The organism is Labrys okinawensis (assembly GCF_047345005.1).
Classification (GTDB): Bacteria; Pseudomonadota; Alphaproteobacteria; order Rhizobiales; family Labraceae; genus Labrys; species Labrys okinawensis.
Genome location: NZ_CP178864.1, coordinates 2,989,826 through 3,001,595, shown reverse-complemented (window position 1 = coordinate 3,001,595; position 11,770 = coordinate 2,989,826). Strand labels below are relative to the sequence as shown.

Annotated in this window: 7 protein-coding genes; 2 read left to right on the top strand and 5 right to left on the bottom strand. The window is 61.2% G+C overall.

Features of this window, described 5'->3' with window-relative positions:
* Positions 1-428: 428 nt before the first annotated feature.
* On the top strand, positions 429-2,498 hold the full coding sequence (locus ACMDCR_RS13910) for a transglycosylase SLT domain-containing protein (RefSeq protein ID WP_413993094.1): 2,070 nt from the start codon (positions 429-431) through the stop codon (positions 2,496-2,498).
* A gap of 44 nt (positions 2,499-2,542) precedes the next feature.
* On the opposite strand, the gene ACMDCR_RS13905 is transcribed toward ACMDCR_RS13910, so the two are convergent.
* Complete coding sequence (locus ACMDCR_RS13905; protein WP_413993093.1) at positions 2,543-3,745, bottom strand: porin; 1,203 nt, start codon at positions 3,743-3,745, stop codon at positions 2,543-2,545.
* A gap of 1,483 nt (positions 3,746-5,228) precedes the next feature.
* The gene (locus ACMDCR_RS13900; RefSeq protein ID WP_413993092.1) at positions 5,229-6,575 is read right to left on the bottom strand and encodes a porin; all 1,347 of its coding nucleotides are present in this window, start codon (positions 6,573-6,575) and stop codon (positions 5,229-5,231) included.
* A 726-nt stretch (positions 6,576-7,301) separates the two neighbouring features.
* Between ACMDCR_RS13900 and ACMDCR_RS13895 the strand changes: the two genes are divergently transcribed.
* Positions 7,302-7,544 (top strand): hypothetical protein, encoded by a 243-nt coding sequence (locus ACMDCR_RS13895; protein WP_413993091.1) that lies wholly within the window; start codon positions 7,302-7,304, stop codon positions 7,542-7,544.
* Between the two features lie 176 nt (positions 7,545-7,720).
* Here ACMDCR_RS13895 and ACMDCR_RS13890 read toward each other — a convergent pair whose 3' ends face one another.
* The 3 genes from ACMDCR_RS13890 to ACMDCR_RS13880 form a co-directional block, all read right to left on the bottom strand.
* Positions 7,721-9,085: a porin gene (locus tag ACMDCR_RS13890; RefSeq protein ID WP_413993090.1), complete on the bottom strand. Its 1,365-nt coding sequence runs from the start codon at positions 9,083-9,085 to the stop codon at positions 7,721-7,723.
* 512 nt (positions 9,086-9,597) lie between these two features.
* The gene (locus tag ACMDCR_RS13885) at positions 9,598-10,479 is read right to left on the bottom strand and encodes a phosphotransferase (protein ID WP_413993089.1); all 882 of its coding nucleotides are present in this window, start codon (positions 10,477-10,479) and stop codon (positions 9,598-9,600) included.
* Between the two features lie 60 nt (positions 10,480-10,539).
* Positions 10,540-11,706, bottom strand: a complete 1,167-nt coding sequence (locus ACMDCR_RS13880; RefSeq protein WP_413993088.1) for an iron-containing alcohol dehydrogenase — start codon at positions 11,704-11,706, stop codon at positions 10,540-10,542.
* Between the last annotated feature and the right edge of the window lie 64 nt (positions 11,707-11,770).

Genomic DNA, 11,770 nt, shown 5'->3' with positions numbered 1-11,770 from the left:
GCCAGAGCGAAACGCGTTTTCGCGAAACGCCGTTTACTCTAACTCTCTGTTTCGACGCGCTTTTGCGATTCTTGACGATGCCGTCGAGTCGCAAGGCGCTTTGAGGTGAAGGGCGACTTCGTCGCAACACCGTCGCTGGCCAGACATATACGAGCATATCAGCCGCGAAAAGAGCGGGAGGGCGAATTCTCGGCTGAAAGTACCCGGTTTCGAGCCCAGGATTTTCGCATTCATCCAGTTAATGAAGTGCGCCAGCTCCGAGGGCCGCATAAATTGGCTGTGAATCGTGAATCCGCCGCCGTCAGGTCATCAAAACCGCCATTTTCTCACGCCTGTGTGATGGCGAGAGTGTGGCATTACGATGGTGTAATTCACGCTTCCTCAATGAGGAGACGCGACAATAGCCAGTCTGGAATTCCTGGGTTGGCATGGCGGTAATGTTCGTGCGGTTTTTGAGTGGAACATCCCTTTTTGTTGCCGTGCTGACGGGCGCTGTTGCCGCTCCCCTCACTCAGCCCGGCGACGCGACGCTGAGCCGCTCGCCTGCCTTGCTCATCAGCACCGACAGCGACATCACCGGCTCGATCGGCGCCGCTTCGCCCGTCGCACCACAGCTCGAGACGCTTCGTCAGGCCATCGATGCCTATGAACGCGGCGATATTGCCGGCGGCGACAGCCTCGCGCGCTCCCTGAACGATCCTGCCAGCCGCGCCACGGCGGAGTGGATCGCCATCCGCAACGCATCGCGACAGGTCGGCTTCCAGCGTATCAATGCTTTCCTGACGGCCTATCCAAGCTGGCCCGGGAATGGACTGCTGCGCAGGCGCGCTGAGGAAGCGCTCTATAATGATGGCGCCGATGCTGGCACCGTCAGCACCTTCTTCACTTCCTCGCCGCCCGAGACCGACGAGGGCAAGGTGGTGCTGGCTTCCGTGGCGCTACGCTCGGGCAACCAAGGTGGGGCCGCTGCCCTGATCCGCGACGCCTACCGTAACGACGCACTCTCCAGCCAAGTCGAATCAGATATCATCAGGACCTACGGCAACCTGCTCTCGCACACCGACCACAAATTCCGGGCCGATCGCCTGATCTATGACGGCGATTATGGTGACGGGTTGCGCGCAGCCGCCCGCGCCGGCAGCGATGTCGTGGCGCTCGCCAGGGTGCGCATCGCCGTAGCAAAGGGGGCAGGCAATGCCGGCGCCTTGCTCGCCTCCAATGTATCCGCCGATCCCGCCTATATCTTCGCCAAGGTGCGTTATCTCCGCGGCCTCGACAGGGACAAGGAGGCTGCGGCGCTGCTGGCGCGCGCTCCGCGCGATGCCGCGTCCCTGGTGCGACCGGACGAATGGTGGACGGAACGGCGCCTGGTCGCGCGCGCCTTGCTCGACCAGGGCGATTTCCGCGCCGCCTATACGGTGGCGGCGGGCTATACGGCCGAGAGCGACAACACGCGTATGGAAGCCGAATTCCACTGCGGCTGGATCGCCTTGCGTTTCCTTGGCGATGCCCGCACCGCAGCGCGCCATTTCTCCAATCTCAGCGCACAATCGCAGCGGCCGATCAGTATCTCGCGCGGCGCCTATTGGCAGGGCCGCGCGGCCGAAGCACTGGGGGACAAGGGCGCCGCCACGCGCTTCTACCAGCTCGCCGCGCGCTACCCCATCACCTATTATGGCCAGATCGCCCGGGCGCGTCTGGGCATCCGCACGCTGGATCTTCACGCCGTGCCGGAGGCCTCAGCCGCCGCAAGGGCGGCGTTCAGCAACCTGACTGCCATACGCGCCATCACCCAGCTCTACGCCATGGACGAACGCAACTACGCCCGTTCGCTCATCGGCGACATGGGCAAGCGCTTGCAGGACACCCAGCAGCTCAGCCTGCTTGGCCAGCTCGCCCTCGCCAATCGTGACGCCAAGGCGGCGCTGGGTGTCGGCAAATCGGCGACGCAGCGCGGCCTGCCACTCGACGCGATCGCCTTTCCGACCGGCGCCATTCCCGGCTACCAGGGCTCCGGCAATGTCGAACGCGCCGTGGTCTACGGCATCGCCCGGCAGGAAAGCGAATTCGGGCATGATGTGGTGAGTGGCGCGGGAGCGCGTGGCCTGATGCAAATGATGCCGTCGACCGCCAAGGCGACCGCGAAGGCGGCCGGCATGGCCTTCGACCCCAAGCGCCTCGCCACCGATCCGGCCTACAACGCCATGATCGGCGAGGCGCATCTGGGCGAACTGATCGACCGCTTCCGCGGTTCCTACATCATGACCTTCGCAGCCTATAATGCCGGTCCTTCCAAGGTTGCCGATTGGGTGAAAACCTATGGCGATCCGCGCGATCCGAAAGTCGATCCTATCGATTGGGTGGAGCGCATTCCTTATATGGAGACGCGCAACTACGTGCAGCGCGTGCTTGAGAATGTGCAGGTCTACCGCTCGCGGCTCGGCGATAAGAGCGCGCTGCTGATCGACGCCGACCTCCGACGCGGCGTAGGGCGGTAGCCGCCCGGAACCGTCGGCACCTGACCGACCTCTCCGTCATGCCGTCAGAAGGTGCGCCGCACCCGCAGCACGCCCGTCCAACCCTTCTGTTCGTCCTCGAAGGCGAAGAAGCCCTGGCCGCCCTTGCCGCGGTAGGACGAGTAGTAGGCCTCCGCCCCGAAAGAGAGGCCGCGTGTGACCGTGTAGACGGCGTTGCCGCCGGCCACCCAGCCCTGGATGTCGGGCGCCTGGGGAACGAAGATGCGAGTGTCGGCGCTCGCGGCGCTGTAGTCGAGATAGCTGCCTAGCAGGTTCACGGTAAGGGCGGGCGTCAAGTTGAGGCCGAACTCGCCGGTCGCCGTCCAGCCGTTGCCAAGATCCGTCCTTTCGTTGGTGAGATCGAAGGCGGCATCAAGCTGCTGCCAACCAAGATAGGAGGACGCACCGTTCGCATAGGTGCCCTCAGCCACGATATGTCCGCCTGCCAGCACGGGTATGTTGAGGCCGAGCGCGCCACCAAAGGCGTAGCCATAGTCGGAGCCGCCCAAGGGCTTGGAGGGTGCAGGATACCGGATCTGATGTGCAGCCCCGAACACGGAGGCCTCGCCCCAATCGGCGTCGTAGCGCAAATTGCCGACGATATCAGGCACCACGGATCCCCCGGATGAGACCACTTTGGTCTGAAAGGGAGAGGGGGTGTCGAACAGGCTGCTGTGCGTGCCGCGGGCATCCTCGATGGACAAGGTCGCCGAGAGGCCGTTGCCGAATTCCAGCGTATAGGCAAGAAGATTCGTAGTCGCCGCATAGCCGAAATAGGGTTGCAACAGATCATTGGCATAGTCGAGATCGTAAATACCGAAGAAGCTGTGCGCGTAGCCCGCTGTCAGGCCGCCGATCTGCAGATAGGCCTTGTCGACCACGAAGCTCGTCGTCTGCCCGGGCCCGACATAGGCGTCGAGCAGAAAATAGGAGCGCAGCAAGCCGTAATCGGTGTTGGTGCGAGCGTCGAAGCCGATTTGCGCGCGCGTGAAAAAGTCGGTGGCATCGTCATTGCGGGTGGGCTGGTGCTGGAGCACATAGTCCGCCCTCACCTCGCCGCTGACCTTGAGGCAGGTGTCCGTCCCCGGCAGAGCCCAGAAGCCGACGCCCATCATGACGCAGGCCTGCACATTCTCATCCGGCCCGGCCTTGCCCAGAGGCAAACTCTGCGCCGCGGCGGCACAGGAACCCATCAGCAAGACAGCAAGGCTGAAGATGCCTGCCTTCATTACTTCCCCTCGGCTGAGACTCAGGAGTGCCGGGCGTGGACGCCAACTCTAGGCTTGGGAGGATGAGGCAAAATTCGGCGTGACTCAATGGATGGCGGCGAAAACCGATCGGAAATGGGGCATATTCACAGTCAGAGTTGCATAAAAGGCACGCAAACAAGGGCGGTAACGCCAGATTTGTTATAGGTCAAAATAGGTATGGTACTGCCTCTCCTGCTCTCTGAACACTGGCTTGGCGAGATACTGATTCTGTAAATGTTCCCCAAGCATCATACTCTCTCGCCTCCACCGCTTTCTCACCGCAATGCGCAAGCGCTCTCGTTCCCACGCCCTTTCCGGCTGGGTTGATTGAGGAGACCGGGCGATGGCGGCTGCGGGGCAGCCGTGAAAGCAGGATCATGGAAGATGCAGGCCGCACTGTCGGTGCAGGCCGCCATCGCCCCGTTCCGGCGGCCGGGCACGCTGACAAGGCGCGCAAGGCCACCCGTTTTTTTCCGCCTTCTGAAGGCGGAGGCGAGCCGGGAGCGGATGGCACGGACCATCCGAACCCGGCCCAGCCGGCTCGGCAAAGGGGCTGAGCGACGTCCGTCCTGGCCGGACGGTGGCATCAGCCGTCTTCACCGCATCGGCGGGAGGAGGGACAAAGGCGTTGCCGGGCTCAAGCCCTTCACGCTCCGTCCGGGGATCCAGGGCACTTCCATGGGGTGCCGATCCCGTCTGTCCCGCTCGTCACCCCTGGAGGCCGGCTTCGAAGGAAGCAGGACCGCCGCATGCGCCTATCGCCTCGACAGGCTGTCGGGGTGGATGGAGGCGTTCGGGGCAGGGTTGTACAGACCCCGGCCGCTGACGCCTCATTCCGTTACGGAATAAAGCATGGGAACGAACGAAAGTCAAGATCCGTTCTCTTTGCGTACCTACGCGGTCGGAGGAGGATGCCAGGCAGGGTGGTGTCGATTGACCTAGTCGCCGACCTGCGGTTTGACCGGGCAGCCAGGGGATCGCTTAAGAATGAGCGCTTCGAGCGTCGCGCTTCTCTTGCAATCTCAATACCGGCAGTCCGAATCTATAATTTTTAACGGCCCCTAACTCCCACAAACTGGAGATTGCCGCGAGGCGTGCCTCGTCGGCTTGGATATAGGCTTCGATATCGGCTACGAAAGTCGGATTCTGCCGGCAAGCGGCCGCATGAGCCGAATATATGCCACAGCTGTCCCCCCAAGCATGGCGACCTTGCGGGGCTGCTTCTGATGAGACAGCCAGTTCAGGGCACCAGCCAAAACTCCGCAACTCGACACGCCCAATGGCAGGCCGCCGCCCGCTTGGAGCAGGGAGTAGCACGCAAGTGCCTGGCTGTCTGGAATCCTCAGCAATCGATAGTCATTACTATCCGACGCTCGTCGGCCCCAATCTCTTCATTATGGTACCAAAAGAAAGAGCCCGGCTCACGCCGGGCTCCAATCTTGAATTCTAGCTAAAGGCCAGATCAGAAGGTCCGCTTCAGACGGATACCAGCCTGCCAGATGTTCGCCTGGTCGTCGCGGAGCGCGGTCGGCGCCACCACAGCGTTGGGAACGTTCTTCTGCTCAACGCGGGTGTAGGAGACTTCACCCCCGATCGTCAGACCCTTCACGATGGTGTAGGTCAGGTTACCGGCGACCGTGAACTCCTGGATCTTGTAATCCTGGAAGCCGCCAGCCGGAGCGAGGACGGCCCTGTTATATTGCGTGTCGATATAGCTGGCGACCAGGTTGGCGTTCAACACGGGCGTGATGTTGCCACCGAGTTCACCGACGATCGACCAACCCTTACCGCGCTCAGCGCGAGCGGCCACGGCCGTCGGTCCGGTGAAGAAGACATCCGAGGTGCCCAAGACGGTGTTGTTAGCACCGAGGTAGTCAAGCGCACCGTCGGCATACTGACCTTCAACGATGAAATGGCCACTATCGATGAACGGGAGCTTGATCAGGACAGTGCCGCCCGCCGCAAAGCCATACTTGTTCTCGTGCGGGATACCGCCGCCGCCGGGAGGAAGCGGTACACCGTTAGCACCAATAATGTCGCCAGAGCGAGTCTGGTGACCGGCAGCCTGCACGGCCAACGAACCCCAGTCGGCGTCATAGCGCAGCTGACCGACAATATCCGGAACCTGCTGGCCACCCGGAACATAAGCGAGCGGGGCGCCACCAAGTCCGACAAACACACCGTCGAGCCCATCCTCGCGATGATCACGGCCGTCTTCGATCGACAGCGTGGCGCTGAAGCCGCCACCGAACTGGGCGGTGTACGCCAGCAGGTTCACGGTGTTCGATTCGGCGTAGTAGGGCGCCCAGATGGTGTCGCCGTATTCGTTATCGTAGAAGCCGAAGAACGAATGGGCATAACCAGCCGTCAGGCCGCCGAACTGGATGAAGGCCTTGTCAACCTGGAAGGAATTGGTCGAGCCCAGACCGGTGCGGCTGGCGGTACGGCCGGAGGCGTTGATCTGGAAGTAGGAACGCAGCAGACCCCAATCGGTCTGGGTGCGTGCGTCGAACCAGATACGACCCTGGGTGCCGAAGGCGCTGCGGTTGTCGTTGCGGTTGAAGCTGGTAGAGCGAAGGCCGGCAACCGGCGTATCGCCACCGAACACGCGGTAATCAGCGCGGATTTCGCCGCCGATCTTGAGGCAGGTGTCGCTGCCGGGGATGTAGAAGAAGCCGGGGCCGAAGGTCGAGCAGACCTTAACATACTCGACGGCTTCGCCCTTGGTCATGGGCAGATCGGCAGCCTGGGCAGCGCCGATAGCAGCGATACCAGCAGCGGCGCCGAGGAGAAGAGACTTCATCGTCATTAGATGACCTCCAAGACAGTTATTATTTGATCGAGAGCGCCGCTTGGTGCTTCGACCGACTCGCGAGACCCCGATCACACTCAGAACTTGTAATCCGGACACGACCCATCTTCTGTGTCGTTGGAGAAACATTGTCGGACTCTTCTCGGTTGCACAATAGAGATTGTACTCGGCAACCCCGAGTGGAAGCATTTTGAAAAAGTTGTGTAGCAAAAAAGACACAGACGCCTTATTCGCCGTTTTTCGGGTAGAAGGCGCCATATTTGGGGGCTTTTTGACAACTTCCGCCACAATTCCCGGCGGCCCGGGCCTCTTATGAGCTCCCTTTCGAAGCAGCCCGTCACTATCTGTGGGGAGCGACGTTGTGTGGATGCGCCGTCCCGATTTAGCCATTAGTCGGGAGATTCGAAGGCCGAATCTCTTCTGCGCTCGAGACCAGCATCGCCCAAATTTCGGAAATGTGGCGAGAAAGACCCTGGACAGGGGAGAAGCCCGCACCGACTTGCTTCGCCAGGGCACTACCGATGGCACTTGAGGCAGGAGGACATGCACGCCGCTCCATCCTTAGAGCAAGATGCGTTCAGGTAGGAGCGGATTTCGGAATAAACTGACTGGTATCAAAAGCATTTTGCGATTCTTGGTGATTCCGTGTGAAGACAAGACGCTCTAGGAGGCCAGGCCCAGGCCTGCTCTGCAATGGCTCGACTATTCGAAGGGACTTGCGGCTTGTTCCATCCTGCGCCGACGACGCGGGGCTATGGGCAGCGCAAGACGAGAAACGGCATTCGCGGGCGCGATACCAAGACCGAAGAATCGGTGAGCTTTGATCCGGCTTGGAGAGACCCGGACAAATTCTCGGCCGCCACCGTCTCGGATGGGAATGACCTTCAGAACCATCGGCTCGCAGTGGAGTTGCGCGAGATCCAGGCAACAAGACCGATCGTCGGGCAAGCGCTCTACCCGCCGTGATGTTTCCCCCTCGCCCACCTGGCGTTATTGGTTCGCCCCTGGCCCTTCAGCCGCGAACTCTGCCTCTACCCTGTCGGTTATCCCCGCGGTTCCAGGGAGAACTCATCGCCAGAAGCATGGGCGATAAAAAAAGGCCCGGCTTTCGCCGGGCCTCTCTTTGTTTCGAAGAAGTGAAATTAGAATACGCGCTTCAGGCGAATACCAGCCTGCCAGATGTTGGACTTGTCATCACGGATGCCAGCAACCGGAGCTGCCACCGTACCAGCGTTCACAAGAACATTGTCAGCCTGGACGTGAGTATACGCGACTTCTCCAGCAACCGTAAGGCCCTTGACGATGGTGTAGGTCAGGTTACCCGCGATTGTGTACTCCTTGATCTTCAGGTCTTCGGAACCGGCGGTCACAGGATTGAACACAGCGTTGTCCAAGGATGTGTCGATGTAGCTGCCGACCAGGTTGGCATTCAGGACAGGCGTGATGTTGCCGCCAAGTTCAGCCACGATCGACCAGCCCTTACCGCTTTCGGAGGAGCCAAAGGTACCGACGCCGGTTGCACGCTGGAAGACGTCCTGGCTGCCGAGAACAGAATTGCCGGCACCGAGATAGTCAGTCGCACCATCGGCGTACTGACCTTCAACGATGAAGTGGCCACCGTCGATCACCGGGATCTTGATCAGCACCGTGCCGCCAACCGCGAAGCCGTACTTGTTCTCATGCGGCCCCGGAGTAACGATGCCTGTGAGAGGATCGACGACCACGCCGCTACGCGACTGATGTCCGGCAGCCTGAGCCGCGACCGAACCCCAATCACCGTCGTAACGGAGCTGGCCGACGACGTCAGGAACCTGCTGGCCGCCATAGATATAGTCGTTCAGCGCAAGGCTCGAGCGATGGTCGCGGCCGTCTTCGATCGACAGCGTGGCGCTGAAGCCGCCACCGAACTGAGCGGTGTAGGCGATCAGGTTGGTGGTGTTCGATTCAGCGTAGTAAGGAGCCCAGATGGTGTCGCCGTACTCGTTGTCGTAGAAGCCGAAGAACGAGTGGGCGTAACCCGCCGTCAGGCCACCGAACTGGATGAAGGCCTTGTCGATGGTGAAGGTGTTGCCGTTATAGACATTGCTGCGGCCGCCAGCGCTGATCGGATGGGAGTCAGCGTCGATCTGGAAGTACGAGCGCAACAGGCCGTAATCGGTCTGGGTACGGGCATCGAACCAGATACGGGCTTCCGTGTTGAAGGCCGAACGGTTGTCGTTGCGGTTGAACTTGTTCTTAGAGAAGACCGTATCACCCGCTAGCGCACCGGTACCTGCGACGAAACCAGGACGGTCGCCGCCGAATGCGCGGTAGTCAGCGCGGATTTCACCGCCGATCTTGAGGCAGGTATCGGTGCCGGGAATATAGAAGAAGCCAGGGCCGAAGGCCGAGCAGACCTTCACATATTCAACGGCTTCGCCCTTAGTCATGGGCAGGTCGGCGGCCTGGGCGGCGCCGATGGCGGCGATACCGGCGGCTGCGCCGAGAAGAAGTGACTTCATCGTCATGAGATGACCTCCAAGACATTTTACTGCGGCCGCGACATTTGCGTCTTCGACCGGTTCGCGAGACCCCGGCCCCAACCTCAGGTCGGCGGTCCGGATACGACCCATTGGGTGAATCGTTGGCATGACACTGCTTCAGTCGCTTTTTTAACACAATGCGGATTCAACAGCCGCGAATGTATTCGCATCGTTTTGCCAAAGACATGTCACCCAAAAGACACAACTTGATCACCGCCTAGAGAGTCATTTTTTACTATAGCAATTCTAAATTGAAATAAAACAATCTAACAACTTGGAGTTTAAAATCACTTATCGCCACATTTGACTCTGATGCACGCATGGGTATTACACGCATTGGTTTTAGTGTGCAACCAAGATTATATCAATACTTTAGATTGTCTGATTTCATTCATACAACTTCTGATTCCCCGGCCTGTGCAGGCGCGCATGACAACAGGCGTCGCGGCGCCGTGGTCGGCGGCTTTTCAGCTCTGCGGATAAGGGGCGTTGGTCCGTTACAGGCGGCCGACGGCGATCTTCACGCGATCTTCGTTGATCCCGATATAGCCAGCGAGATCGATCTGAGACCGATCGGCAGATCCTTGCTGGGCGCTGTCCTGGGCGTACCCCCAGAAGAGATCGCGCAGGGCTGTTGCCAGGCGCATCGCGGCAAAGGAGGAGAGATCCCGCTCGGTTGCCGTACGCCCGAGCCAGAGCTCCAGGGCGGTGTTGGCGGCGCCCTCTGCCATCATTGCGTTGTTGGCGAGGCTGGCGATGTCGGCCAGCGGCTGCCCCTGCCCTGCATATTCCCAATCGACCAGCCAGAGCCTGCTGCCATCGTCGATCAGATTGTCGCCATGCACGTCGTTATGGGCAAAGCCCTGGGGAATGTCGGCAAGGCGGGGCGCCAGGAGAGAAAGCAACGAGCGATGGCTCTCGACAGCCTCGCGCCAGCGGCCAGGCGCGCGGGTAAGCGCATCGGCATAACGGGCCAGGACCGTAAGGGGGCGCCGATCCTGCTTCGGCCCTTCATAATAGAGCGGAAGCTTAAGATAGGTATTTCGAAGCAACTCTACCGCACCGGCCAGTGTATACTTGTCTTCGAAATTCCTCCTTGCCAATGTATGTCCGGAGACATGGCGCATGACCATCAGGTCCGGCTCTGCCCAGAAGAGCTCCGGGCCGAGGCCGGCCCTCGCGGCGGCGCGCGTTGCCGCCTGCTCGGCAGAGCGATCGATGCCATGCGCTGCGTTGTCGCCGGCGATCCGCACAACGAAGCGGCCCTGTGGCGCGCTGACCAATAGATTCCGGTTGGTCATGCCGCCGGGCAGCGGCTCGATAGCGAGCGGTCCGGACCAGATCGGAAGAGCGGCGAGCCGGGCCTCAAGATCGTGCATCGCCGCTCCTGCGGGAGAGGGCTCGGAGGGATCCCGTTCCGCGCCCATCAGTCCCGAAGCTTACACCGTGCCTTCGAGCGTCTTGCGGTAGAGCTTGAGAGCACCAGCTTTGGTCAAGGCGACCGGATTGCCGCCCGCAGTCGGATCCTTCGGCGCCATCTTGGACATCAGGTCGAACTTCTGGTCATCCACCTTGAGGCCGGCCAGCGTATGCGGCACGCCGAGCTCCTCGCGCAGGGCCAGCGTCCAGTCGAGAAAGGCCGAATAGCGCGGCTTGAGGCCGATAAAGGCGGCCAGGCGCTCGACCTTCTCCTTCACCGCCTTCTTGTTGAAGGCGATCACATAAGGCATGAACACCGCGTTGGTCAGGCCGTGATGGGTGTCGTAAAGCGCCCCGACGGGATGGGAAAGCGCGTGGATGGCGCCCAGCCCCTTCTGGAAAGCAGTGGCGCCGATCGCAGCGGCCGACATCATGTGGGCGCGGGCTTCGATGTCAGTGCCGTCCTTGTAGGCCCGCGGCAGATATTCCTTGACGAGCCGCATACCTTCCACAGCCATTCCTTCGGCCATGGGATGGTAGAAGGGCGAGCAATAGGCCTCCAGGCAATGGGCGAGCGCATCGAGCCCGGTACCCGCGGTGATGTGCCTGGGCATGCCGACCGTGAGTTCGGGGTCGCAGATCACCACTTTCGGCATCATCAGTGGATGGAAGATCACCTTCTTGGTGTGAGTCTTCTCCTGGGTGATCACGCCGGCGCGGCCGACTTCCGAGCCGGTGCCCGCCGTGGTCGGCACGGCGACGATCGGCACGATGCCCTTGGGATCGGCGCGGGTCCACCAATCGCCGACATCCTCGAAGTCCCACATGGGCCGCTTCTGGCCGGCCATGAAGGCGATCACCTTGCCGGCATCGAGGCCGGAGCCGCCGCCGAAGGCCACCACGCCGTCATGTCCGCCTTTCCGCAGCACTTCGAGGCCGGCGTAGACATTGGACTCGACCGGGTTGGGCTTCACATCCGAGAAGATGGCGGCATGCAACCCTGCGGCCCTAAGGCTGTCGAGCGCGTCCTTGGTCATCTTCTGGGTTGCGAGGAAAGGATCCGTCACCAGGAGCGGCGCCGTGATACCGGCAGTCTTGCAGGCGTCGGCGAGCTCCGAGATGCGACCGGCGCCGAAGCGGATGGCGGTGGGGTAGCTCCAATTGGCGCGGGGGGACGTGGTGGTCATGGGCGGGTTCCGTTGGGGGTGGTTCCTGGGATCGCAGGTATCTCAGTTACAATCATCATGATGA

Excerpts from the sequence above, each read along its gene's own strand:
- ACMDCR_RS13885 (WP_413993089.1), bottom strand. The coding sequence starts at position 10,479 with ATGCACGATCTTGAGGCCCGGCTCGCCGCTCTTCCGATCTGGTCCGGA.
- ACMDCR_RS13910 (WP_413993094.1), top strand. The coding sequence starts at position 429 with ATGGCGGTAATGTTCGTGCGGTTTTTGAGTGGAACATCCCTTTTTGTT.
- ACMDCR_RS13905 (WP_413993093.1), bottom strand. The coding sequence starts at position 3,745 with ATGAAGGCAGGCATCTTCAGCCTTGCTGTCTTGCTGATGGGTTCCTGT.
- ACMDCR_RS13880 (WP_413993088.1), bottom strand. The coding sequence starts at position 11,706 with ATGACCACCACGTCCCCCCGCGCCAATTGGAGCTACCCCACCGCCATC.
- ACMDCR_RS13890 (WP_413993090.1), bottom strand. The coding sequence starts at position 9,085 with ATGACGATGAAGTCACTTCTTCTCGGCGCAGCCGCCGGTATCGCCGCC.
- ACMDCR_RS13900 (WP_413993092.1), bottom strand. The coding sequence starts at position 6,575 with ATGACGATGAAGTCTCTTCTCCTCGGCGCCGCTGCTGGTATCGCTGCT.